We start from the raw sequence: 21,559 nt of genomic DNA, 5'->3' as shown, positions 1-21,559 counted from the left end.
GAGCGTGGTGGGCGACGTGCGAGGGGGAGTCCGATTTTCCGCGACGCCGGCGCTGGGCTACCCTTATTGAGCGCTCAGAGTGCTCTTGTTCAGAGCACGACGACGCCCGCTGGCCCGGCCAGCACGCCTCCTTAGCTCAGTTGGCCAGAGCACCGCTCTTGTAAAGCGGGGGTCGTCGGTTCGAATCCGACAGGAGGCTCGTCGAACCCTCCTGACCAAGTAATCACCTTGCAGGAGGGTTTTGTCGTGCTGTGGGCGGTTTGCATGGAGCCCGATGAGGGCATTCCGCATACGGGTCGCAGTCCAGGTCGCGCATGATGTCGATCCGCGTCAGGGTAGCGCGTCGGTCATTGCAGGATCGGACCTGCTGCGGCGCTCTGGTCGTGGGTGCAACAGGCGCAGGACGTTGTGGCTTTCTCCACGTCAGGGTCTGCTGGCGTACTTGCCGTGGCACCGGTTCCTGAGGGCCGGGTCGTCAACGTCGACGCAACCGGTTCCGTGGAGGCGCTCCTCATTGGCGTGACCGCTTCTGCAGTGGTGTCGGTGCTGGAGCAGGAGTCCGTGCCGCCGGCCGGCATGTTCCCGCACGTATCAGCGCTACCGTCGTTTGCGGGTGTTCCGAAGGTCGGCGCGCAGCAGGCGTCGCCTTTCCACGCTTCGCGGCCTTCCTTGATGGCGACGGCGGCGATGACCAGTGCGGCTATCGGATCGGCCCAGAACCAGCCGAGGGTGCTGTTGAGCAGCAGTCCGACGAGCAGGACCCCGGACAGGTAGGTGCAGAGCAGGGTCTGCTTGGAATCGGCTACGGCGGACCGGGAGCCGAGTTCGCGTCCCGCCCTTCGTTGGGCCCAGGACAGGAACGGCATGACGGCGAGGCTGACCGCGGCGAGGATGATGCCCACCAACGAGTGCTGGGCTTCGCCGGCGCCGAGCAGGGTCCGCACGGCGTCGAAGGTCACGAACGCCGCGAGGCCGAAGAAGGAGAACGCGATCAGGCGCAGCGCGGTCTTCTCCCGCGCCTCGGGGTCGCGTCCGGCGAACTGCCAGGCGACGGCGGCAGCGGAGAGGACCTCGACGATGGAATCCAGGCCGAAACCGATCAGGGCGCTCGAGGACGCGATCCTGCCGGCACTGATCGCGATGACCGCTTCGACGACGTTGTAGGTGATCGTCGCCGCGACCAAGAGCCGGATCCGGCGGGACAGGACCACCCTCCGCCCAGCCGTGGACGCCCGCCGGGCTGCCGGCGCCCGGTGCGATGAGGTGTGGGTGTTCATGAGCAGCACGCCATTCCATCGACGTGGGTACTTGTCGTGGTGCAGCAGTACTCGGGGTCGCGGACTGCGACGACCTCGAGGAGCGAGGTGAGGGCATCGCCCAGCTTCCGGTCGGCGAGCTCGTAGCGAACCCGCCGGCCCTCAGGGACGGCGACCACCAGTCCGCACCCGCGCAGGCAGGTCAGGTGGTTGGACAGGCTCTGCTTGCTCACCCCTGCCATCTCGGCAAGGTCACCCGGGTAGGACGGCGCCTCCCGCAAGGCCAGCAGGACCCGGGACCGGGTGGGGTCCGACAGTGCGTAGCCGAACCGGGCCAGAACGGAGGACTGGGTGATGATTTCCACCCTTCGATGGTACATCGACCCATGTACCGAGGATGGTGGCGAACCGGTCAGCCTTCCGGTTGCTCACCGATCAGGTCAGCGGGCGGCGTGTAGTTCATCCTCTGCCATCGTCCGTCGGCGTGACGGGCTGTCACGGCATGGGCGGTGTCGGGTCGGGATTCGATCGACTGCTCTTGTTCCGATAACTGGTCAAGCGCACCCCTAGTGCCCGCCGGCTCGGATCAAGCCGGCGGGCACTCATGGAGTCCGACGCCGCAGGGACTAGTTCGCGAAGACGTCCTGCAGTCGCGTGCCGATCCACAGCGCAACCGAATCGCCGCCGTTGTTCAGCACGGAAACGCTGCCGCCGTTGTAGTAGGCCTGCGCGGAGTTGGTTCCGGGTCCGGTGTAGACGCGCAGCTCGGCGCCTGGAGCCAGGACGTAGCCGTCACCGACCGTCAGGATGCTGCTGGCTGCATCGCGGATGATCGCCCCGCTCACGTCAACGTTTGCTGCCGAGGTGTTGCGAAGCAGCACGTACTCGCCGTTCTCGGGCTGCACGTCGTCCCCGACGGGGTTGTTCACCGAACTGGTGACCTCGACGCCCGCGCCGGGAAACATCGGCTGGCCCTGAAGGAAGCGTTGATTCTCGATCGGGAAATCGGTGGTGACCGCATCGACTTCCAGGTCCAGCGAATACTGCACGGCTTCGGGTGAATTCACCGTGTACACACCGAGGATCAAACCCGAGCCCTTGACATCGGCAACATTCTGCGGCGTGAGCACTCGGTAGTCCGTGCCCACCGAATCCGCGAAGGTCGCCCAGGACTCGACGACCGCGCGCGTCGGCACCACACCGGTGAGCTGCTGCAACTCGACCTCCGGCGCGATAGCGGCGAAACGACGGTTCGACGCCTCATCGAAACTGAGGACCTGGATCTTCTCGGCTGCGACCAGCCGGCTCCACGTCGGATCGTTGCGCAGTTCGTCGGCAACGATCTGCTCGATCCCGGGCGAGTAGACGGGTGACTTGATCTCGATGTACACGCCGGTCTGCGTCGTCGCGACCTGAGCGGCATCGTCCAGATGAGGGATGCGCTCGCCTACGTACTTGTCACTGAAGTAGGAGCCGGCGTCGAGCTGTTGCAGTTCCGCCCAGGTGAAGGAGGTGACCGGGTTGTTCGCACGGCCGGGAAACACCTCCTCGACGTCGGTGGTGCGGGCGGGCGTGTCGTCATGGAAGAGGAACGGAACGCCGTCGGAGCTCAGTTGCACGTCGATCTCGAAGAAGTCCGCTCCGGATGCGCGCCCGTCCTTGAATGCAGCGACGGTGTTCTCCGGTGCGGTGCCAGACGCTCCGCGGTGTCCGATCAGGACAGGTACCTCGTTCGTCCGCTCGGCGGGCGCAGCGTGTGCGACGCCGGCCGGCGCGATGGTGGCGAGCGTCAGCCCTGCAACAGCAGTGACGAGAGTCTTGGTCAAGCGATAAGCCATAAGGTGATGTCCCTTTCGGACGTGGTGTTGGTCCCTCGCTCGACGGTCCATGCTGCGGCGGTCCATGCGGTCAACACCGGGTGAACTGCTGATGAAAGCCCCGTCTTCTTCTCCCATCCGCATTCATCACCGACCCGTCTGTGGCGTCGCTCTGTTGCGGGGAGACGGTCCTAGTTCCCCTGGGGCAGTTCGATCGCGCCTCGGGGAATGGCGCGCTCACGAAGGAATTCGGTGATCTTCGCGGCCATGGCCTTCGATTGGGTCCAGTGCAGGTAGTGCGGGCCCTCGAGCTCGACGATCTCGTGGTGAGTGACGTTCTTGAGCTGGTTCTCGTGCTTCTCGAGCCAGTCGGGAATGGTGGCCACGCTGTCGCTGGAGAGGAAGTTGAGAACGGGCATGTTGTCGGGGTACGTCACTCCGTCGAGTGCTGCGGCATTGCTGCTCATTCGAGCGGCTTCATCGTCGACCGCCGCGTTACCGTAGTTCCAGCTCGTCATTGTGCGCATGCGTTGGAGTTCTGCCGTTGTGAAGTCGGCGTCGCTTGACGGGTCCGCCAGGCTGGGTGCGACCCAGACCACGGTTCGGACCAAGCCGATTGCGGATAATATCCGGCCGGCATTGATGCCGCCGCCGGTCGAGGAAGCCGTGCCCGCCTTGGCCAAGGGCACGGTGGGGTCAATGCCGACAACGGCGGTAACTTCGTCGGGATACCTGTTCGCGTAGTCGAGGGTGTAGAAGCCGGCGATGGAATGTCCTGCCAGAACGTAGGGCTGGCCGAGGTCGAGGGAGGAGAGGGCGTCATGGAGCTCGGTGCTGATGTTCTCTACGGTCCGCTCCCGTGCGCTCAGGTCGCTGTAGCCGTAGCCGAAACCTTCGACGACGATGACGTCGAAGGAGTCGAGTTCCCGGATCAGGGGCGCGAAGTCCAGCGCGGGCGCGGTTGTCCCCAGGCCACTGAGCAGGACAAGAGGTTGTGCACCTTCGGTGCCGGCCCGGTAGACGTTCATCGCGCCGTCGGCGACCTCCACGAGCTCACCGTAGGGGGCAAGGCTCGATTTCTCGTGCTGTTCCAGGAAGAAGTTGCCTGCTGTGGATGCAAGAGTCACTCCCAGCGCGGCAAGAGCGATGATGCCTGTGACCTTCAGCGCGCGCCGTGGCCGCCGCCGTCGTACGGTTGTTCGTTCTGACGCAGGGTGCGGTAGGTGACGGCTGACCTGTGGCATGGGGACGTTTCCAGACTCAAGGGTGTTGGGATAAGGGTGAACCCGCCCGAAGGCGGGCCTTTCGCCGAACAACGTCACTTCCGAAGAAGGAGGGGAGGTCCCGCAGATGTGTTGTGTCTTCGCTGAGTTGACCCTGCACGTTCGCTCGGGGAACCGGTCGCGCTTCTTGCGAACCGAACGGGCGCAATGCCACCACACGAGGAGGATATACCCCCAGGGGGTATATATCAAGGGTGCGGATGGAACTCGAGCAGCCAGCACGATGACACAGCCGGGCAGCCCCGGTAGAAAGGTAGACATGGATCCCCAGCTTCCCCCGGCCGCCGCGAGGGCACTCGTTCGCGGAACAGCAGGTAGTGCACGCCTCCGCCGGAGCTCGAGCGTCGCCCTCGGAGTGACGGCCCTGCTCTCGAGCGCACTCCTGACCGGGTGTTCGCCGGACGGCGAGGTCATCGATGCCGATTACGCGAAGGTGTGCCAGGACCGCACTACCCAGGAACGGGCGGAGGACGATCGCTGCAGCGACCGAGGCGTGTCCTCGGGCCTGTACGGCTGGTACTTTCTGGCCATGGGTTCGAATAGCCGTAGCATCCCGGCCGTCGGTTCCGGACTCTCGGGAGGCACGAACTCCATACCGCCCGGTGCTACGTCCAGGTCCGGTGTAACACCCGACGGATCCTCCTCGGTCTCGCGCGGCGGCTTCGGCAGCAGCAATGGCGGAACTGGCGGATGACGTGAAGCGACGCACTTCGACGCCGCGGCCGGACTGGCGCCAGAAGATCGAGAGCGTGGGCCTGATCTACTCGACGACCATCAAGCCCGACGGCGAGGCGATCGAATACTGGAACGAGGGGGCGTACTACGAGTTCGAGATGAGCGAAGTGGAGACGCTCGAAGCCGTCACCGAGGAGATGCACGAGATGTCCCTCAACGCTGCCCGTTATCTCGCCACCGGAGCCATGGGCACGATCGGCATCGGCGCGGACGCACTACGGCTCGCGGCAGAGTCCCTCGAGAAGTCCGACCCCGCCGTCTACGGCCGGTTCGACTTCGCCTACGACGGCTATGGCCCGGCGAAGCTGCTCGAGTACAACGCGGACACCCCCACAGGCCTCATCGAGGCCTCGCTCGCGCAGTACTACTGGCTGCAGGACGTCCGGCCCGAGTCCGACCAGTGGAACGGCATCCACGAAGCGCTCGTCGCATCCTGGCAGAAGCTGTACGCGGCGTCCGGGCTGACCACGCTGCACGTCGCCCATACGGAGGTCGAGACGTCCGGCGAGGACTGGATGACGGCCGCCTACATGCGCGACGTCGCCATGCAGGGCGGCTGGAACACCGTCGGCATCAACATGGGCGACATAGGCTGGGACGCCGACAGCAAGCTCTTCGTCGACCTCGACGACGAGCCCATCTCCACCATGTTCAAGCTGTACCCGTGGGAGCTCATGATCAAGGAGGAGTTCGGCAGGCACATCCTCGCCTGGCCGACGTCGACGCGCTGGATAGAACCCGCCTGGAAGATGCTTCTCTCCACCAAGGCCCTGCTCGCCGCTCTCTGGCACCTCTACCCGAACCACCCCAACCTCCTGCCCGCCTATCTCGACTCGCCACGTGAACTGTCCGAATGGGTGGCGAAGCCGCTGCACGGACGCGAAGGGGACAACATCCGTATTCATGCCTACGGCATCGAGCTCGAGCAGCCCGGGGACTACGGCTCGGAGGGCTGGTGCTACCAGGCCTGGCACCCGCTGCCGTCGATGGACGGCAACCGGCCGGTCCTCGGTTCGTGGGTGGTCGACGGCGAGAGCGTCGGCGTGGGAATCCGCGAATCGGACGGCTACGTGACCGACTACTTCTGCCGCTTCGTCCCGAACGTCATCAACGCTCCCGCCCCTCCGGTGGGCGCACCATGACCGCGGGTACGTCCTTCCCGATCCTCCGGGACAAGGGCTTGTCCCGGAACGACCTGGGGCTTGCAGGCAGCGTCTCGATCGGCCTGTCCTCGACGGCGCCCGTCTACTCCCTGGCCGCTACCCTCGGTTTCGTCGTCCTCGCGGTCGGGGTCCACGCGCCGGCAGCATTCATCCTCGCCTTCGTGCCCATGCTGTTCATCGCGTTCGCGTACCGCGAGCTGAACAACGCGCTACCGGACTGCGGGACCACGTTCACCTGGGCCTCGGTCGCCTTCGGCCGGTTCACGGGCTGGCTCGGCGGGTGGGGTGTCGCACTGTCGGGAATCGTCGTCCTCGCGAACCTCGCCCAGATCGCCGGCACCTACCTGTGGCTGCTGGTGGACGAGAGCCTTGCATCCAACACGGCGCTGGTCACCGCTACCGGAGTGGCGTTCATCGCGGCCATGACCTGGACCAACTATCGGGGCATCGACCTCGGGGAGAAGATGCAGCGCGTCACGATCATCGTCCAGTACGTCGCGCTCGCGGTGTTCGTGGTCTTCCTGGCCTGGCGCCTGGCCTCGGGACAGGCGTTCGATGCCACACGGGTCAGCGCGGACTGGTTCAACCCGTTCGCCATAGGGAGCCTCGGGACCACGGCGTACGGGGTCCTGATTGCCCTCTTCGCCTACTGGGGATGGGACACCTGCCTCGCGCTCAATGAGGAGACGCGCAGTCCGAGGACCACGCCGGGCCGTGCCGCCATCATCTCGTCGGTGGTGCTGCTCGTCACCTACACCGGGGTGAGCGCGCTGGTGATCATGTTCGCAGGCACGGGGAGCGAGGGGATCGGCCTCGGCAACGAAGCGCACGCCGCAGACGTCTTCTACGCGATCAGTGAGGCCGCGCTCGGTCCGTGGGCCTGGATCGCCGTTGTCGCGGTCCTCGTGTCGGCCATTGCCGCGACCCAGACGACCATCCTGCCCACGGCACGCGGGACGCTCGCGATGGCTGCCCACGGAGCGCTCCCGCGCCGCTTCGCGACGGTGCACTCCGTCTACCTCACTCCGACCTTCTCCACGATCCTGATGGGCGTGACCGCGTCCGCCTACTACGTCGTCCTGACCCTCGTCAGCGAGAACGTCCTGGCCGACTCGATCGCTTCGCTCGGGCTCTTCATCGCTTTCTACTACGGCGTCACGGGCTTCGCGTGCGTCTGGTACTTCCGGCACACGCTGCGCTCGAGCACCCGCAACCTGGTGTTCCGGGGAATCCTGCCGCTGCTGGGAGGCCTCCTGATGACGGCGGCCTTCGTCCTGTCCGCGGTCGCCATGCTCGACCCGGGCTACGGGCGAACGGTCATCGGAGGTATCGGCGGGACGTTCGTGATCGGAGTGGGAGCACTCCTGCTCGGCGTGGCCCTGATGGCCGTGTACTACTCTTCCCGACGACGGCGTGACTGCGCGGATCAGGCGATCGCCGATGTCCGTGCGGCTGCCTCGGCAGACCCGGGAACAGTCGGCTGAGACGGGAGGTCATCCCCGCTGGTCGGGGCCCTGTGCCTCGACCTGCTCGGCCTCGCGCTCCTCGGTCTCGCCGGCAGTCGTCGTCGCCCCGGGCTCCATGCCGTCCCGTTCCCGCCAACCGCCCTTCCGGTAGGCGGGTGTCGCTGTCGCAAGGACCAGCAGCGTCAGTGATACTGCGGCCAGCATGACGCACACCATGGCCGCCGAATCGCCTCCGAGCAAGCCCACGAAAGGGCTGACCAGCCCTGCCACGCCGGACTGCAGGGCTCCGATGACAGCCGCTGCTGTTCCGGCCATGTGCCCATAGTTGTGCAGGGCGAGTACGGAGGCGTTGGCGGGAATCATGCCCTGCGTACCGAGGACCAGCCACAACCCGGCCACCAGCCCGACGATCCCGCCGAAGCCCGTCAGGACGATGGCGAGCAGGATGAGGGCGCAGCCCATCTGTACGATCACGGCGACGCGGAGCACCCTGATCGGGGCCGCGCGGCGCACGAGGGCGGCATTGAGCTGGGCGGACCCGACGATCGCTGCGCCGTTGATGGCGAAGACGACGGCGAACTGCCCCTGGCTGAGTCCGTACTGATCCTGGAACACGAAGGGTGAACCCACGACGTAGCTCATGATCACGGCGAGCCCGAGGCCGGGGATGACGGCGAGGGCCATGAAGTGCCGGTCCCGGAGCAGGGATGCGTAATTCCCCGCGACCCGGTGCGGGTTGCCAGGGCGGCGCTGCTCCCGGGGGAGGGATTCGGGCATGAAGCGCCACACGATCAGGACGAGGAAGAGGCCGATGAGGGCGAGCGCGTAGAAGACGGCCCGCCATTGCCACACCCCGGCGATAGCCTGCCCTACCGTCGGGGCGAAGAGCGGAGCCACGCCGATGACCAGCATCAGGCGGGACAGCAGGCGGGCCGCGTCCGACCCCACAAAGCGGTCACGGATGACGGCGATGGCCACCACGGATGCGGCCGCGTTGAAGAACCCCTGGCAGACCCGCAGCCCGATCAGGGTGCCGATATCGGGGGTGAGCGAGCAGAGGAGGGAGGTTGCGACATGCAGGGAGATACCTATGAGCAGGGGAAGGCGGCGACCGAACCGGTCGGAGAAGGGCCCTATCACGAGCTGGCCGACACCGGCACCGATGAGCATTCCCGACATCGTGAACTGCGCCGCCGCCTGCGTGGTGTCCAGATCCTCGGCGACGACAGGCAGGGACGGAAGGTACATATCGGTGGTGATCGCCGGGAGTGCGGCGAGGGCGCCGAGCATCAGGATCCACTTGATGCTCGAACGCCTGGAGGGGGCGGTCCTGCCGCCGGTCTTCGTCATGCTCATCCTGAAACCCTAGGCAGATTGTTGACTGACCGAACAGGTGCAGGGGCAAGCATCCCCACTTGACCGGGCCTCTGGACAGGGGATCGCAGCCGGGCTAGCGCACCGGCAGACTGTGCGTCGTCACCTCCAGTGCACCTGCCTCGAGAACAGCTGTCATGAAGGTGCAGGACGGCTGCCGCCGGCGATCCGTGGGGGAGCCGGGATTGAGGAGCCGGAGCCCCGACGGTGCGCGGGTGTCCCACGGGATGTGGCTGTGCCCGAACACGAGGACGTCGACATCGGGATAGAGCGCTGCCATGCGACCTTCCCGGCCTTGCTTCTGGCCCGCCTCATGCACGACGGCGAGGCGCACGCCGTCGAGCTCCGCCGTCGCGACCAGAGGTAGGCGTCTGCGGAGATCAGGGCCGTCGTTGTTGCCGTAGCAGGCGATCAGGCGGCGTGCGCGGACCTCGAGTTCATCGAGTAACGGCGCCTCGGTCCAGTCCCCGGCGTGCACGACGACGTCCGATGACTCGACTGCGGCCCATACCTCCGCGGGCAGGATCTTCGCGCGCTTCGGCAGGTGGGTATCGGCCAGGATCGTCAGCGAAAGGGGCATGGAACCATTGTCCTGCGGCCATGGGTGACTTCAGCGCCGGCCCACCCCGTGACAAGGCGGAAACCCTGTGGCATCATTTTCGTAAGCACGCTTAGTAATGAGCCCGGCGGCCCGTCGCCGTCGACGAGTGAGGGAGCCAGAAGTGGAAACAAGTCAAGTGGTGTGGATCATCGTCGGGATTGTCGTCCTCCTGGCTGTCATCGCCGTCGTGATGCTCCTCGCGCGCAAGCGCGGTGCCGCCCAGCGCAAGCGCCAGCAGGACAAGGATCGGCATCGCGCGGCGGAGATGCGCGAGAAGGCGAAGGCCACGGAACTCGAAGCGCGCGAGCGCGAAGCCAAGGCCTCGATGGCCGATGCAGAGGCGCAGCAGGCCGAACTCGAGGCCGAGAGGCTTCGGCAGCAGGCCCAGGAGCGCCAGACGGATGCCCAGGGGCTGCGGGAGAAAGTGACCCACCACGTCGAACAGGCGGACACGCTCGATCCGGACGTGACGACGGACAAGGACCGGCGGAGCGGTCACTGACCGGCTCCTACGCCTGAAGATCCCGCATCCCCGCCGAGGACTCGAATGAGAGCTGTGGAACGATCATCCGGACAGTCCGATCAGGGGGCAGGGTGATGGGTGAAGCGGTGACCGTGGTCATCACGGGCGCATCGAGCGGGATCGGACGCGCGACGGCACGCCTCTTCGCCGAGGACGGCGCTCAACTCGTCCTCGCAGGTCGGGACGAGGGAACGCTCGAGGCTGTTGCGGCGGAATGCCGTGGCAGGGGCTCCACAGCGATCTCCGTGCGGACGGATGTCTCCTCCGAGGCCGACGTCGACCGCCTCGCCGAGGCTGCGATCGAGCGGTTCGGGCGTATCGACGTGTGGGTGGGCAATGCCTCCGTCTACAGCTTCGGAACCTTCGAGCAGACACCCTCCGAGGTCTTCGACCGGCTCATCGCGGTGAACCTGTTGGGGCAGGTCTACGGGGCTCGGGCGGCGCTCCGCGTCTTCCGCAGCCAGGGGCGAGGCGTCCTCGTGTCGGTGGCCTCGGTCTACTCGCGTATCACGTCCCCCCTCGTGAGTCCCTATGTCACCAGCAAGTTCGGACTCCTCGGTTTCCTCGAGGTGCTGCGCATGGAACTGCGGGACGTCCCCGACATCCACGTCTGCGCGGTCCTCCCGGCAACGATCGACACCCCCATCCACCAGCACGCCGCCAACTTCACGGGTAGGCCGGTCCGTCCCCTGCCGCCGGTCACGGACCCGGTGCGGGTGGCCCGTGCAATCGTCCGGGTCTCGCGGCGGCCCCGGCGGCTCACACAGGTGGGGCGGGTGCAGTCGATGTTCGTCTACGCCCGGGCCCTGGCCCCCGCGCTGTACGAGCCGGTCATCGCCCGCGCCTACCAGGCCATGGCCCTGAAGAGCGGATCGCTGCCGATATCACCGGGTAACGTCTTCGATGCCGACCGGCAGGTGACGGGCGTGACCGGTGGCTGGCGGCTGCTGCCCTGGCTGCGCCGTACCCCGGGCCGCTAACCACGAGCTCGGCGCCCTGTCAATGTGAGCGACACGACCTGGGCTGCCGACGTCGGGCCGGGCCGGTCCCCCCGATGATGGAACCATGGATCAATGGCAAGGCCTCCTCGCGCAGTGCGCCCGGAGTATGGGTTTCGATCGTGGTCCGAGGCGTGCAGCCTACGCATTGGCAGGGGTCGGGTTGTTCTGGGCTGTGGGGCTGCTCGGCGGGTTGCGGATCCTCCATTCTGCAACCTCGCCCATGACCACGCTCGTGATGCTGTACCTGATGCTCGTCGTCGTCGCGCTGTCGCTCGTCATCGCAGCGGCCGCAGTGGCCCAGCTGAGCAGGAACGCAGCGGAAAGGCGCCGGCGCTAGGCCCCGACGCCTTTCCATGAGTGGTCCGGCCTGTCTACCGGCTGACGACGACGTGCTCGTTCGGCACGCAGTGCGTCATGGTCAGGCCCTCGACGTTGCGTGGTCCGTTGTTACCGAGGTTCTTCAGGCGGGCGAGCTCGTCCTCGGACAGGGTCTGGCTCGCGAGCGGCGGCAGATCCTTGATCTCGTCGAGGCCGATGCCCAGGCCGTCGCCGACCCGGTTCCCCAGTTCGTCGTCGACCAGGTAGAAGTGCCACACCATGCGTTCCTGCACGGCGCGTGCGACCTGGCCGATCAGCGTCACGAAGTTGCCGACGAGGTCGTCCTTCTCCCACTGCTCGAGCAGCTGGTAGCGCTGGCCCGCCTGCAGGTAGTCGTTGGTCAGTGGGATGCGCTTCCGAGTCAGGTGTCCGTGGATCTCCGGGCCCTGGTCGTCATGAGCGGGGTACTGCCCTTCACGCAGCCCGCCGGTGATCGAGGGTTCGTAGTTCACGTGCGGGTTCTGCCCCTGCGCCAGGTCCGTCCCGTAGGACATCTGGCCGCCGCGCTGGTTCGTGTGGACGGAGGCGTTCTTCGCCGAATTGACGGGCAGCTGCAGGTAGTTCGGTCCCACGCGGTAGCGCTGGGCATCGCTGTAGCTGAAGGTACGGCCCACCAGCATCTTGTCGTCCGAGAAGTCCAATCCATCGACGAGCACCCCCGTGCCAAAGGAGAGCTGCTCGTTCTCGTTGTGGTGATCGCTGACGTTGCGGTTCAGCGTCATGGTGCCGACCAACTTCGGTTCGAAGTCCTGCTCGGGCCACGTCTTGGTGTCGTCGAGCGGATCGAAGTCGAGTTCGGGGTGGTCGCCGTCGTCCATCAGCTGCACGTACAGGTCCCACTTCGGGTAGTCAGCGCGCTCGATGGCCTCGAACAGGTCCTTCGAGGCGTGTCCGAGCTCCGTCGCCTGGATGTTGGCGGCGTCCTCCTCGGTGAGGCTCTTCACGCCCTGGTGCGGCTGCCACGTGTATTTGACGAGCTTCGTTCCGCCGTCGGCGTTCACCCACTTGTAGGTGTTGACGCCGAAGCCCTGCATGTGGCGATAGTCCGCCGGGATGCCGCGGGGACTGAAGAGATTTACGAGCATGTGCATGGACTCGGGCGTCTGGGACATGAAGTCGAAGATGCGGCCCGGTTCCTGCCGGAAGGTGATGGGGTCCGGCTTCAGCGCGTGGATGACGTCCGGGAACTTGATGGCATCGCGGATGAAGAACACCGCGAGGTTGTTGCCCACCATGTCCCAGTTGCCGTCCTCGGTGTAGAACTTGACAGCGAAGCCGCGGGGGTCGCGTGCGGCCTCGGAGGAGTCGCGGCCTCCGATGACGGTCGAGAAACGGATGGCGACGTCGGTCTTCTTGCCGGGCTCGGAGAACAGCTTCGCGCGGGTGTACCGGGCGATCGGCTCGTCACCCCACGTGCCGGTCGCCTCGAAATTGCCGTAGGCCACGAACCCGCGTGCATGCACCACACGCTCCGGGATGCGCTCCCGGTCGAAGTGGCTGATCTTCTCCAGGAGCTGGTAGTTCTCCAGGGTGGCTGGGCCGCGGGCCCCCACCGTGCGGGAATTCTGGTTGTCGTAGACCTGGTGGCCCTGGCGGTTCGTCAGGACGGAGCGGTCATCGCCCTCGGCGGGTGGCTGGCTGGCGACATCGGTCATGGGTTTCTCCTCGCAGCGGGCTCTGGGTTCCTGGGGCAGCGTGGGACGACCAGGTGGCCCCACGTCCGCCCTCGACGCTACCGAAGGCGGAGGTGGACAGCAACCTTAGTGTTCGGTCGACAGGGAGCCCTTGCCGTCCTCGATGTGCGCGTAGCGACGCAGGAGTTCCGCCGCGCTGCTGTTCCGTTCCACTGCGAGCGCCTCCTGCATGGCCTCGAGCTTCGCGGCCCCTGCCGGGAAGGGCGGCAGGAGCGGCACGTTCGGATCCGTCACGACGTCGAGGATGAACGGGCGGTCCGCCGCGAGGGCCCGCCGCCATGCGTCCGCGAGGTCGTCGGGGTCCTCGATCCGCACGCCCTCGAGGCCCAGCAGGCGAGCGTACGCCGCGATGTCGACGTCGGGCAGTGCCTGGCTGTCCCCGAACCTCGGCTCGCCCTCCATCTCACGCTGCTCCCACGAGACCTCTGCGAGGTCCTGATTGGAGAGGACGCAGACGATGAACCGGGGATCGGTCCAGCCCTGCCACAGCCGGGCGACAGTGACGAGCTCGGCAAGCCCGGCCATCTGCATGGCGCCGTCGCCGGCGAGCACGACGACGGGGCCTTCGGGCCGGGCGAGTTTCGCGGCGATGCCGTAGGGAACGCCTGCACCCATGCAGCCAAGGGTGCTGGAGAGGTGGGCCGGCACTCCGCGCGGCAGCCGGAGCTGGCGTGCGTACCAGTACACGCAACTGCCGACGTCGACCGCGACCTGCGCGTCATGCGGCAGCACGGCGTTCAGTTCGTGCACCACGCGCTCGGGGTTCACGGGCTCGGCCGGGGTCATGGCACGCTCTGCGGCGATGCGGTGCCACCGGTCCACTTGCTCCTCGACCTCGGTGCGGTACGAATGGTCCTGCTGTCGGTGCAGCAGGACCAGCAGGGAACTGAGTGTTGCGGCGGCGTCGCCATGCAGTGCGACCTCGACCGGGTACCGGTTGCCGATCGCCTTCGGGTCGATGTCGATCTGTACGGCGCGCGCCTGACCGGGTGCCGGGTAGTACTCGGTCCACGGGTCATTGGAGCCGATGATCAGCAGGGTGTCGCACGTGTCCATGAGGTGCGCGCTCGCGGTGGTACCGAGATGGCCCATGGTGCCGGTGGCGTAGGGGAGGGATTCGTCCACGAAGGGCTTGCCGAGCAGGCTCGTGGTGATGCCGGCCCCCAGCCGTTCGGCGATGGCGACGACCTCCTGCTGTGCGTGTGCTGCGCCCTGGCCCACCAGCAGTGCAACCTTCTGTCCCCCATTCAGGAGGGCTGCGGCGTCGTGCAGGTCGCCCTCGCGAGGAGCGACAGTACCCAGGGACCAGACGGGCGACGACGGCACCACTCCGTGCTCATGGGGTGTCGCGGGTGCCGGTGCCTGCTGGACATCGTGCGGCAGGATCACGACGGCGGGCGATCGTGTGGCAAGTGCGGCCTTGAAGGCGCGGTCCAGGACCAGGGGTAGCTGCTCCGGGTCGGAGACCTGCTGGAGGAACGCGGAGGCGACGTCCTTGAAGAGGCTGTGCAGGTCGATCTCCTGCTGGTAGCCCGAGCCGAGGACGGTCCGACTCTGCTGGCCGATGACAGCGACGACGGGCACGCTGTCCATCCGTGCGTCGTACAGCCCGTTCAGCAGATGCACAGCGCCGGGGCCCTGCGTGGCCGTCACGACGCCTACCCGGCCCGTGTACTTGGCATGCGCCACCGCCATGAAGGCTGCTGCCTCCTCATGGCGGGCCTGGATGAAGGCAGGCTTCCCGGCCCGACGCAGCGCACCGAGGAGGGGATTGATACCGTCCCCGCTGTAGCCGAAGATCCTGTCCACCCGCCAGGCTGTCAGGTGGCGGACCACGAAGTCGGCTACGGAGCCCGCGTCCTCTGCCACGTCCTGCTCCGCGTCCTCTGCCATCGCGCCTAGCCCGCAGCCGGTACGTCTGGGCCGGTGGGCCAGCGCAGGAGGGCTGCGATGGGCTTCTCCTGCAACGCACCCGAGGGGTACATGGTGACCTGCGCATCGGTGAGTGCGGCTGCTCTGAGCAGGCCGGCCACCGCCGGCACCGTGCCCAGCACGCCGGTTCCTGCGGTGTCCGCCTCGGACAGCGCAACCCAGGGAGCGGAGTCGAGGGCCAGAAGCGTCTCACCATCCCACGCCGTCGTCTCGAGGAGGAGGGATTCGACCTGTGCCTGCTGCAGGGCGGCGATCACCGCACCGCGGCCGACGGCGGACGTCCGCGTCCCGCGGCCCTCCTTCTCCGCGAGCCGTTCCAGCAGAGCGCGCTGGCGGTCCGCCATGGTCAGGGCGACGAGCTGCTGGACCTGCTCGAGGAAGGTCTCCTCATCCGCGCCGGCCGCCCGCGTGTTGGATTCGATGATGCTGAGCTTGGCCCGGGACTCATGCGAGACCTCGTCGGCCACCAGTTGGCGGGCACGGATGTCACCGGCGACGATGATCAGCTGTGCACGGTGTTCGGCTGCGATGCGGTCGATCTCCGACGCGACCTCGCCGGCATTCATCTTCCAGACCTTTTCCGCATGCTGCTGCATGCGCTTGTGTGCCCAGCCACCACTGCCGAGCTTGCGGGTGTGGTCGGTGTCTCCCTCGATCACGGAATCCGGATCACCGGAGGTGATGTGGGCCTCGTCCCCGTCGGCGAAACGAAGGTACACCTCGCCGCCGTGGTGCCCCACCTCGGCGACGATGTAGGCGAAGTCCTCGGGGGTATGGCGTACCAGCGGGGTGAGATCCGGGATGGGTCCGGTGGCTGTCACCGCGAGGCCCACGAGGGCGCCGGGCAGGAACTCGTCGACGACGGCCGTCCCGTCGTTCACCAGGACGTAGCGCGTCACGGGATCGGGGAGTCCCTTCGCGGACGTGCCGAGCGCTCTGAGCGCCGCCTCCACGTCCTGCTCCGGGGCGCCGGCGTCCTTCATCTCCTGGGCGACGCTGCGCGGAAGGATCTCGTCGTTGGCCAGGCCGTCCACGGTGCCGGTGCTGCCATCCACGTAGATGGTGGTCCATGGTCCAGGAGAGTCGAACAGCTGGGCATGGTCTCTGAGTAGGTTCGTCACGAAGATCCCCTGTCGTATGAGTGCTGGTTCATCCGGTGCAGGCGCCGCGCCGGAATACTAAGGACACTTATGGTCTATCACCCGGAGCGAGCCGCTGAGAAGGATTCATGGAGTCGTCACCGGGCTTGAAAAAGCCTCGGCACGCGTGGGTGGCGGCGGGTAGCGTGGACGGCATGCTCACAGTTCCCGAGAATTTCCCGCCCGCATACATCACGTTCCTCGAGGCCCAGGACGAGGGTTTCGCCGAGACGGTGCTCATGGTCATGAAGCAGTCCCTCGCCGAGGGGAAGTACGGAATCCTCGTCAGCAGCCACGCCCTGGATCGCCAGGCCGAACTGTCGCAGGAGGTGCCGTTCGGCGAGGTCGTCGAAGGCACCCGCTGACGGCATCGCTGATCCGGACGGGCAACTCCTTCGGGGGATCAGCGGATGACGGTCAAGCGGGGAAGCGCCGGCCATCGGCCGGCGCTTCCCCTCGTGCGGTGCTATCGAGCCGGTGCTACCGGACCGGCCGGCGGGTGCTAGTTCCCGGAGCCGTTCGAGTCAGCGGGATCAGCGCCCTCGGCGGGATCCTCGGTGTGCACCCTGATGTCCTCGGGATCGGCGTCGAGGTCGCCCTCGGCAGGGGCTTCGTTGTGGTGGCGTTCGTCGTCACTCGGCTTCTCTGACATGCACTCGTCCTTTCGGTTCGAGGGAAAGTAAGCTCCCTTATCGTCAGTGTACGGATCTGTCGTTGCAGGCATAACCCGCAACCCCTGCGTGACGCGGTATCGTCGGCATGATTACCATCGAGGCATGGAGAGCGAGAGCGTCACGGAGTGCCGGGTCGACGGGCGCTCGCGACGTATTCTCTCGTCGGCTGCGGTGGGGCTGGCGTCGTTGGGACTGGGCCTCGCTGCCCACGTGGTGTCCGGAGGCGATCTACCGGATACGCCGATCCTGTTCGGGCTGGCCGCACTGGCCGTCCTGGCCGCCACCCTCGTGTCGCACGGCAGGCTTCCGGGCTGGGCCGTGATGCTCGTCCTCGGTGTAGCCCAGCAGGTGCTTCACTGGCTCCTCGGCGGACTGGCGGATGCGCCGTCGTCGACTGTTCCCGGTGCGGGCGGACATCATGGCGGTGATGTCCCGATCGGAACGGCAGCGCCCCGGGGGCACTCCCCGGAGTTGATGCTCATGCTGCACGCACACCTGGCGGTGGCGCTCCTCGTCGGCTGGGCCGTCCTGCAGCGACAATCCGTGATCGGGTGGCTCTCCGTCCGCCGTCGCCCCCAGGTCCAGCGAAGCGAGGAAGGCGCTCCCATCGCGTGATGGGAGCGCCTTCCTCGTGCAGCAGGGACGGTCGGGACGTGGCGAAGCCTAGTTGGCGTCAGCCGAACCGTCGTAGAACGGATAGTCGGTATAACCCTCGGCTCCGGTGGAGTAGAAGGTCGCCGCATTCGGCTCGTTCTCCGGCAGGTTCTCGCGCCAGCGACGTGCGAGGTCCGGGTTGGCGATAGCCGGCCTTCCGACGACGACGGCATCGCCCACGCCGTCCTCGAGGATGGCGATGGCTTCCTCGCGGTTCGTGATCACGCCGAAGCCGCTGTTGATCAGGACGGGGCCACCGAAGCGCGAGCGGAGATCCTGGATGAGCTCACCGGTCGGCTCGGCGTGGAGGACGCTGAGATAGGCGAGGCCGAGCGGTGCGAGCGCATCCACCAGCGTGCCGTAGGTGGCGTGCACATCGGTGGCTTCGGTCTCGAGGGCGTCCTGGATGTTGTGGGCCGGCGAGATGCGGAGACCCACCTTCTCGGCCCCCACCTCCGCGGCCACCGCGGTGACGAGTTCGATCACGAACTGCGCCCGCTTCTCCGGGGATCCTCCGTAGGCGTCGTCGCGCTGGTTCGATTCCGGCGAGAGGAACTCATGCAGCAGGTAGCCGTTGGCGCCGTGCAGTTCGACACCGTCGAATCCTGCGACGTCGATCGCCTTCCGTGAGGCGCTCACGAACTCGTCGATGATTCCCGGAAGTTCATCGGTGCTGAGGGCATGGGGGACGGGATACGGGTGCTTCCCGGTGCTTGTGCGCGTGGTGCCGGCGATGGCGATGGCGCTCGGAGCGACCACCTGGTAGCCACCGTTGGTCTCGGGGTGGGTCACGCGACCCGCGTGCATGACCTGCGCCACGATGCGGCCGCCGTCGGCATGCACGGCATCGGTGACGCGCTTCCAGCCGGCGAGCTGCTCGTCCTCGACGAGACCGGGCTGGCCGGGGAAGCCCTGTCCGGCGTGGCTCGGGTAGGTTCCCTCGCTGACGATCAGGCCAAGGGAGGCGCGCTGGCGGTAGTGCTCGACGACGATGTCGCCGGGGATACCGGCATCGCCGGAGCGGACGCGGGTCAGGGGCGCCATGACGACGCGGTTGGGCAGTTCCAGTGTGCCGAGCGTGAGGGGGGAGAACAGTTTCATATGTTCCTACTTTCCTGATCGGGGTGCGAGCCGGTTCTACTGTTCGGTAACCGGGCGCCACCGGGTGCTATTCCGGCTGTGTTCGGTGTCACGTAGCCGATCAGGCGCGCGTGCGGCCCGAGCCAGGTGGCATCCGGGCGGCGGCACCCTGGCGTGGCCGGGTGCGAACATGACGAAGCCCCGGGCTGGACCCGGGGCTTCTGCAGCGGAGGGACGGCGACGGACGTTACTTGATGTCCTGTTCGTCCATGGCGTTGAGCGGCGATCCGCCGCGATTCGCCGGATCATCGCTGGCATCGACCTCGTCGTCCTCCATCATGCCGAAGTCGACGTCCGCCGCGGCTTCGCCGAGCATCGGCTCCTCCGGTGGATACTGCTCGTCCCCGTGCCGGTAGCGGGCCTCGGCCGTCTCCTCGCGGAGGGTCTGGTCACTGAGGACGCCTTCCTCGCCGACGCCGGAGACGCCGTTCTCGTCGAAGTCGCTCTCGTCGTCGCCCGTCTCGGTGGCGCCGGGCTCGTCCTGCAGGAGTGGATCCTCCTGCCAGCGGTCCGGGTTGAGCTCAGCCGCATCCTCGTAGCTGTCCGGCTGGCCCTCGAGGACCGGGTCGAAGGCTTCGGGGGCAAGCGAATCATTAGGCACCTCGGGCTCCTCGCCCACGATAGTCAGTTCCTCATCGGGAAGGTTCTCTGTCATCTTCTCTGCCTTTCGTCGGTGCTGTGCATCCTTGGATCATCAGCCTACTGATGATCCTGCCCGGGCGACAGTCGGCGCCGTCGCCCGGGCAGGACTCGGCACGTCTAGGCGTGGTCACGCCAGCTGTGCATGGGTTCGAATCCGAGGAGGCGACGGGCCCTGTCGATGGACAGGAGGGTCTCGTGCCGGCCCACTTTCCGCGTCACCCGGACTCCGGGAAAGACCTCGGCGGCCAGTTCGGCACTTGGGCGGCTCATCACGGTGTCCGCTGCCGCGATGATGAAACGGTCAAAGCCGGGCGCCGCGTTCTGCAGGGCGCGCTCCACGGCCTGTGCGCCGTCACGCCCATCGATGTAGCCCCACAGATTCCACTTGCGGGCCAGGGCATCGGCATCGAAGGCTGGGAACTCGGCGTAGTCCTCCGGATCCATGACGTTCGAGAACCGCAGCGCCGTGATGCTCAGCTCCGGGTCCCAGCGGGCCAGCTCGATCGCGAGTTGCTCCTCGAGGTGCTTGACGAGGGAATAGGTGCTCTCGGGCCGGGCCGCGTACTCCTCGTCCACCGGAATGTAGGGCGGAGGGGTGTCGAAGGGCAGGCCGAGCACTGTCTCGCTCGAGGCGTAGACGATTCGTTTGATGCCTGCCCGCCTGCATGCCTGGAAGACGTTGTAGGTGGCCGCCATGTTGTTGTGGAAGGTCGCCGAGTCCGCTTGGAGGCCGGGGGCCGGGATGGCGCCCAGATGCACGACGGCGTCGAGTCCGGTGTGCATGTCGTCGACGCCGAGGAGGGCATCGATCACCTGCCCGTAGTCGCGCAGGTCGATCCGGAGGAAGGATGGGCTGCGTTCCCCGAACTGATCCAGCTCGAGGACGGTGTGGCCGGCGCCGCGCAGTCCGCGCACCACGCTGCGCCCCAGCTTGCCGTTCGATCCGGTGACCGCGACTGTGAGGTCCGCCATCAGACGGGGCGCGTCTCGGGCGAGACGGTCTTCGCCACGTCGGTCTCGGCGAGGTCGCCGATCGCGTCGTCGATCGCCTTCATGACGTCGTCCTCGAGCTTCACACCGGCGGCGACGGCGTTCGATTCCACCTGCTCCGGCCGTGACGCCCCGATGATCGCAGAGGCGACGTTCCTGTTCTGCAGTACCCAGGCGATGGAGAGCTGCGCCATGGTGAGACCTACGCCGTCGGCGATGGGCGCCAGTTTCTGGACGCCGGAAAGGACGTCATCGCTCATCCAGCGCTTGATCATGTCGGCGCCACCCTTGTCATCCGAGGCTCGGGTGCCCTGTTCAGGCTGCTGGCCCGGCAAGTACTTGCCGGTCAGGACGCCCTGGGCCACAGGGGACCAGACGATCTGCGAGAGGCCGAGTTCCTCCGACGTCGGCACGACCTCGCCCTCGATGACGCGCCACAGCATCGAGTACTGGGGCTGGTTCGAGATGAGCTGGAAGCCGAGGTCCTTGGCGAGGGCGTGCCCGTCGCGGATCTGCTGGGCGGTCCACTCACTGACACCGATGTACAGGGCCTTGCCCTGGCGCACGATGTCGGCGAACGCCTGCATCGTCTCCTCGAGGGGCGTCTCGTAGTCGTACCGGTGGGCCTGGTAGAGGTCCACGTAGTCGGTCTGCAGGCGTTGCAGCGACCCGTCGATGGACTCCATAATGTGCTTTCGCGAGAGTCCGACGTCGTTGGGGCCCTTGGGCCCGGTGGGCCCCCAGACCTTCGTGAAGATTTCGAGCGACTGGCGGCGCTCGCCCTTCAGCGCCTCTCCGAGGACGGTCTCCGCAGCCGTGTTGGCGTAGACGTCAGCGGTGTCGAACGTGGTGATGCCGACATCGAGCGCGGCGCGGACGCACTGTGTGGCGACGTCGTTCTCGACCTGGGAGCCGTGCGTCAGCCAGTTGCCGTAGGTGATTTCCGAGATTTTGAGTCCGCTGTTTCCGAGATATCTGAAGTCCATGATCCTGATGCTAACCACCCTGATCAGGCGAGTACAGGGCAATCCGTTCACTCAGGCAACATTCCTGTCATGCTACGCGGGAGGGTGATGTGCAGCCGCTAGACTTGAGGG

The 21,559-nt window shown here is 66.7% G+C and carries 22 protein-coding genes and 1 tRNA gene; 9 read left to right on the top strand and 14 right to left on the bottom strand.

Annotation, left to right across the window (positions count from 1 at the left end; all coding sequences use genetic code 11):
* Window positions 1–125 precede the first annotated feature (125 nt).
* Window positions 126–199, top strand: a tRNA-Thr gene (locus RCH21_RS15820).
* A 148-nt stretch (window positions 200–347) separates the two neighbouring features.
* Here the strand turns inward: RCH21_RS15820 and RCH21_RS15815 are convergent.
* The 4 genes from RCH21_RS15815 to RCH21_RS15800 all read right to left on the bottom strand — a co-directional run bounded on the left by RCH21_RS15815 (window position 348) and on the right by RCH21_RS15800 (window position 4,317).
* On the bottom strand, window positions 348–1,277 hold the full coding sequence (locus tag RCH21_RS15815) for a cation transporter (RefSeq protein WP_326965181.1): 930 nt from the start codon (window positions 1,275–1,277) through the stop codon (window positions 348–350).
* Complete coding sequence (locus RCH21_RS15810) at window positions 1,274–1,621, bottom strand: ArsR/SmtB family transcription factor (RefSeq protein ID WP_326965180.1); 348 nt, start codon at window positions 1,619–1,621, stop codon at window positions 1,274–1,276. Before RCH21_RS15810 ends, RCH21_RS15815 begins: the two co-directional genes overlap by 4 nt.
* A gap of 261 nt (window positions 1,622–1,882) precedes the next feature.
* On the bottom strand, window positions 1,883–3,082 hold the full coding sequence (locus tag RCH21_RS15805; protein WP_326965179.1) for a glycerophosphodiester phosphodiesterase family protein: 1,200 nt from the start codon (window positions 3,080–3,082) through the stop codon (window positions 1,883–1,885).
* A 182-nt stretch (window positions 3,083–3,264) separates the two neighbouring features.
* Complete coding sequence (locus tag RCH21_RS15800; protein ID WP_326965178.1) at window positions 3,265–4,317, bottom strand: alpha/beta fold hydrolase; 1,053 nt, start codon at window positions 4,315–4,317, stop codon at window positions 3,265–3,267.
* Between the two features lie 298 nt (window positions 4,318–4,615).
* Here RCH21_RS15800 and RCH21_RS15795 point away from each other — a divergent pair, with 298 nt between their 5' ends.
* The 3 genes from RCH21_RS15795 to RCH21_RS15785 are packed head-to-tail and all read left to right on the top strand — an operon-like array spanning window position 4,616 to window position 7,738.
* A complete protein-coding gene (locus RCH21_RS15795; RefSeq protein ID WP_326965177.1) occupies window positions 4,616–5,050 on the top strand; it encodes a tRNA-dihydrouridine synthase in 435 nt (144 codons plus the stop codon).
* Window position 5,051: 1 nt separating this feature from the next.
* On the top strand, window positions 5,052–6,233 hold the full coding sequence (locus RCH21_RS15790) for a glutathionylspermidine synthase family protein (RefSeq protein ID WP_120149972.1): 1,182 nt from the start codon (window positions 5,052–5,054) through the stop codon (window positions 6,231–6,233).
* Window positions 6,230–7,738 (top strand): APC family permease, encoded by a 1,509-nt coding sequence (locus RCH21_RS15785; protein WP_326965176.1) that lies wholly within the window; start codon window positions 6,230–6,232, stop codon window positions 7,736–7,738. Before RCH21_RS15790 ends, RCH21_RS15785 begins: the two co-directional genes overlap by 4 nt.
* 9 nt (window positions 7,739–7,747) lie before the next feature.
* Here the strand turns inward: RCH21_RS15785 and RCH21_RS15780 are convergent, their stop codons facing one another.
* Together RCH21_RS15780 and RCH21_RS15775 are read right to left on the bottom strand one after the other, a co-directional pair.
* Window positions 7,748–9,076 carry a multidrug effflux MFS transporter gene (locus tag RCH21_RS15780; RefSeq protein ID WP_326965175.1) on the bottom strand — a complete coding sequence of 443 codons (1,329 nt, stop codon included), beginning with the start codon at window positions 9,074–9,076 and terminating at the stop codon, window positions 7,748–7,750.
* 94 nt (window positions 9,077–9,170) lie between these two features.
* On the bottom strand, window positions 9,171–9,674 hold the full coding sequence (locus tag RCH21_RS15775) for a metallophosphoesterase family protein (protein ID WP_326965174.1): 504 nt from the start codon (window positions 9,672–9,674) through the stop codon (window positions 9,171–9,173).
* Between the two features lie 142 nt (window positions 9,675–9,816).
* On the opposite strand from RCH21_RS15775, the gene RCH21_RS15770 reads away from it, so the two are divergent.
* The 3 genes from RCH21_RS15770 (at window position 9,817) to RCH21_RS15760 (ending at window position 11,556) form a co-directional block, all read left to right on the top strand.
* Window positions 9,817–10,197: a hypothetical protein gene (locus RCH21_RS15770; RefSeq protein WP_147394392.1), complete on the top strand. Its 381-nt coding sequence runs from the start codon at window positions 9,817–9,819 to the stop codon at window positions 10,195–10,197.
* Window positions 10,198–10,292: 95 nt separating this feature from the next.
* On the top strand, window positions 10,293–11,198 hold the full coding sequence (locus RCH21_RS15765) for an SDR family NAD(P)-dependent oxidoreductase (protein WP_326965189.1): 906 nt from the start codon (window positions 10,293–10,295) through the stop codon (window positions 11,196–11,198).
* Between the two features lie 85 nt (window positions 11,199–11,283).
* The gene (locus RCH21_RS15760) at window positions 11,284–11,556 is read left to right on the top strand and encodes a hypothetical protein (protein ID WP_326965173.1); all 273 of its coding nucleotides are present in this window, start codon (window positions 11,284–11,286) and stop codon (window positions 11,554–11,556) included.
* Window positions 11,557–11,590: 34 nt separating this feature from the next.
* Here RCH21_RS15760 and RCH21_RS15755 read toward each other — a convergent pair whose 3' ends face one another.
* From RCH21_RS15755 to RCH21_RS15745, 3 genes are all read right to left on the bottom strand, one after another.
* Window positions 11,591–13,252 (bottom strand): catalase, encoded by a 1,662-nt coding sequence (locus RCH21_RS15755; RefSeq protein WP_326965172.1) that lies wholly within the window; start codon window positions 13,250–13,252, stop codon window positions 11,591–11,593.
* Between the two features lie 105 nt (window positions 13,253–13,357).
* Window positions 13,358–15,184 (bottom strand): thiamine pyrophosphate-requiring protein, encoded by a 1,827-nt coding sequence (locus tag RCH21_RS15750; protein WP_326965171.1) that lies wholly within the window; start codon window positions 15,182–15,184, stop codon window positions 13,358–13,360.
* Window positions 15,185–15,189: 5 nt separating this feature from the next.
* Window positions 15,190–16,344: a baeRF2 domain-containing protein gene (locus tag RCH21_RS15745; RefSeq protein WP_326965170.1), complete on the bottom strand. Its 1,155-nt coding sequence runs from the start codon at window positions 16,342–16,344 to the stop codon at window positions 15,190–15,192.
* 173 nt (window positions 16,345–16,517) lie between these two features.
* Here RCH21_RS15745 and RCH21_RS15740 point away from each other — a divergent pair, with 173 nt between their 5' ends.
* On the top strand, window positions 16,518–16,727 hold the full coding sequence (locus tag RCH21_RS15740) for a hypothetical protein (protein ID WP_147394394.1): 210 nt from the start codon (window positions 16,518–16,520) through the stop codon (window positions 16,725–16,727).
* 137 nt (window positions 16,728–16,864) lie between these two features.
* On the opposite strand, the gene RCH21_RS15735 is transcribed toward RCH21_RS15740, so the two are convergent.
* The gene (locus RCH21_RS15735; protein ID WP_182977033.1) at window positions 16,865–17,014 is read right to left on the bottom strand and encodes a hypothetical protein; all 150 of its coding nucleotides are present in this window, start codon (window positions 17,012–17,014) and stop codon (window positions 16,865–16,867) included.
* A 124-nt stretch (window positions 17,015–17,138) separates the two neighbouring features.
* On the opposite strand from RCH21_RS15735, the gene RCH21_RS15730 reads away from it, so the two are divergent.
* Window positions 17,139–17,651: a hypothetical protein gene (locus tag RCH21_RS15730; protein WP_326965169.1), complete on the top strand. Its 513-nt coding sequence runs from the start codon at window positions 17,139–17,141 to the stop codon at window positions 17,649–17,651.
* 48 nt (window positions 17,652–17,699) lie between these two features.
* Here the strand turns inward: RCH21_RS15730 and RCH21_RS15725 are convergent, their stop codons facing one another.
* The 4 genes from RCH21_RS15725 to RCH21_RS15710 form a co-directional block, all read right to left on the bottom strand.
* Window positions 17,700–18,791, bottom strand: coding sequence for an alkene reductase (locus RCH21_RS15725; RefSeq protein WP_326965168.1), 1,092 nt, complete (start codon window positions 18,789–18,791; stop codon window positions 17,700–17,702).
* Window positions 18,792–19,017: 226 nt separating this feature from the next.
* Window positions 19,018–19,485, bottom strand: a complete 468-nt coding sequence (locus tag RCH21_RS15720; protein ID WP_120149888.1) for a hypothetical protein — start codon at window positions 19,483–19,485, stop codon at window positions 19,018–19,020.
* 104 nt (window positions 19,486–19,589) lie between these two features.
* A complete protein-coding gene (locus tag RCH21_RS15715) occupies window positions 19,590–20,444 on the bottom strand; it encodes an NAD-dependent epimerase/dehydratase family protein (protein ID WP_326965167.1) in 855 nt (284 codons plus the stop codon).
* Window positions 20,444–21,448 (bottom strand): aldo/keto reductase family protein, encoded by a 1,005-nt coding sequence (locus RCH21_RS15710; protein ID WP_326965166.1) that lies wholly within the window; start codon window positions 21,446–21,448, stop codon window positions 20,444–20,446. Before RCH21_RS15710 ends, RCH21_RS15715 begins: the two co-directional genes overlap by 1 nt.
* Window positions 21,449–21,559 lie beyond the last annotated feature (111 nt).

Origin of the sequence: Arthrobacter sp. PL16 (genome assembly GCF_035985055.1) — a bacterium.
In the GTDB taxonomy this organism is placed as follows: domain Bacteria; phylum Actinomycetota; class Actinomycetes; order Actinomycetales; family Micrococcaceae; genus Arthrobacter_D; species Arthrobacter_D cheniae.
The sequence above is the reverse complement of the archived record's forward strand: the minus strand, read 5'-3'. Positions and strand labels throughout refer to the sequence as shown.

Excerpts from the sequence above, each read along its gene's own strand:
- RCH21_RS15780 (WP_326965175.1), bottom strand. The coding sequence starts at position 9,076 with ATGAGCATGACGAAGACCGGCGGCAGGACCGCCCCCTCCAGGCGTTCG.
- RCH21_RS15710 (WP_326965166.1), bottom strand. The coding sequence starts at position 21,448 with ATGGACTTCAGATATCTCGGAAACAGCGGACTCAAAATCTCGGAAATC.
- RCH21_RS15730 (WP_326965169.1), top strand. The coding sequence starts at position 17,139 with ATGGAGAGCGAGAGCGTCACGGAGTGCCGGGTCGACGGGCGCTCGCGA.
- RCH21_RS15720 (WP_120149888.1), bottom strand. The coding sequence starts at position 19,485 with ATGACAGAGAACCTTCCCGATGAGGAACTGACTATCGTGGGCGAGGAG.
- RCH21_RS15800 (WP_326965178.1), bottom strand. The coding sequence starts at position 4,317 with ATGCCACAGGTCAGCCGTCACCTACCGCACCCTGCGTCAGAACGAACA.
- RCH21_RS15740 (WP_147394394.1), top strand. The coding sequence starts at position 16,518 with ATGCTCACAGTTCCCGAGAATTTCCCGCCCGCATACATCACGTTCCTC.
- RCH21_RS15815 (WP_326965181.1), bottom strand. The coding sequence starts at position 1,277 with ATGAACACCCACACCTCATCGCACCGGGCGCCGGCAGCCCGGCGGGCG.
- RCH21_RS15755 (WP_326965172.1), bottom strand. The coding sequence starts at position 13,252 with ATGACCGATGTCGCCAGCCAGCCACCCGCCGAGGGCGATGACCGCTCC.
- RCH21_RS15750 (WP_326965171.1), bottom strand. The coding sequence starts at position 15,184 with ATGGCAGAGGACGCGGAGCAGGACGTGGCAGAGGACGCGGGCTCCGTA.
- RCH21_RS15785 (WP_326965176.1), top strand. The coding sequence starts at position 6,230 with ATGACCGCGGGTACGTCCTTCCCGATCCTCCGGGACAAGGGCTTGTCC.
- RCH21_RS15795 (WP_326965177.1), top strand. The coding sequence starts at position 4,616 with ATGGATCCCCAGCTTCCCCCGGCCGCCGCGAGGGCACTCGTTCGCGGA.
- RCH21_RS15765 (WP_326965189.1), top strand. The coding sequence starts at position 10,293 with ATGGGTGAAGCGGTGACCGTGGTCATCACGGGCGCATCGAGCGGGATC.
- RCH21_RS15775 (WP_326965174.1), bottom strand. The coding sequence starts at position 9,674 with ATGCCCCTTTCGCTGACGATCCTGGCCGATACCCACCTGCCGAAGCGC.
- RCH21_RS15725 (WP_326965168.1), bottom strand. The coding sequence starts at position 18,791 with ATGAAACTGTTCTCCCCCCTCACGCTCGGCACACTGGAACTGCCCAAC.
- RCH21_RS15715 (WP_326965167.1), bottom strand. The coding sequence starts at position 20,444 with ATGGCGGACCTCACAGTCGCGGTCACCGGATCGAACGGCAAGCTGGGG.
- RCH21_RS15760 (WP_326965173.1), top strand. The coding sequence starts at position 11,284 with ATGGATCAATGGCAAGGCCTCCTCGCGCAGTGCGCCCGGAGTATGGGT.
- RCH21_RS15735 (WP_182977033.1), bottom strand. The coding sequence starts at position 17,014 with ATGTCAGAGAAGCCGAGTGACGACGAACGCCACCACAACGAAGCCCCT.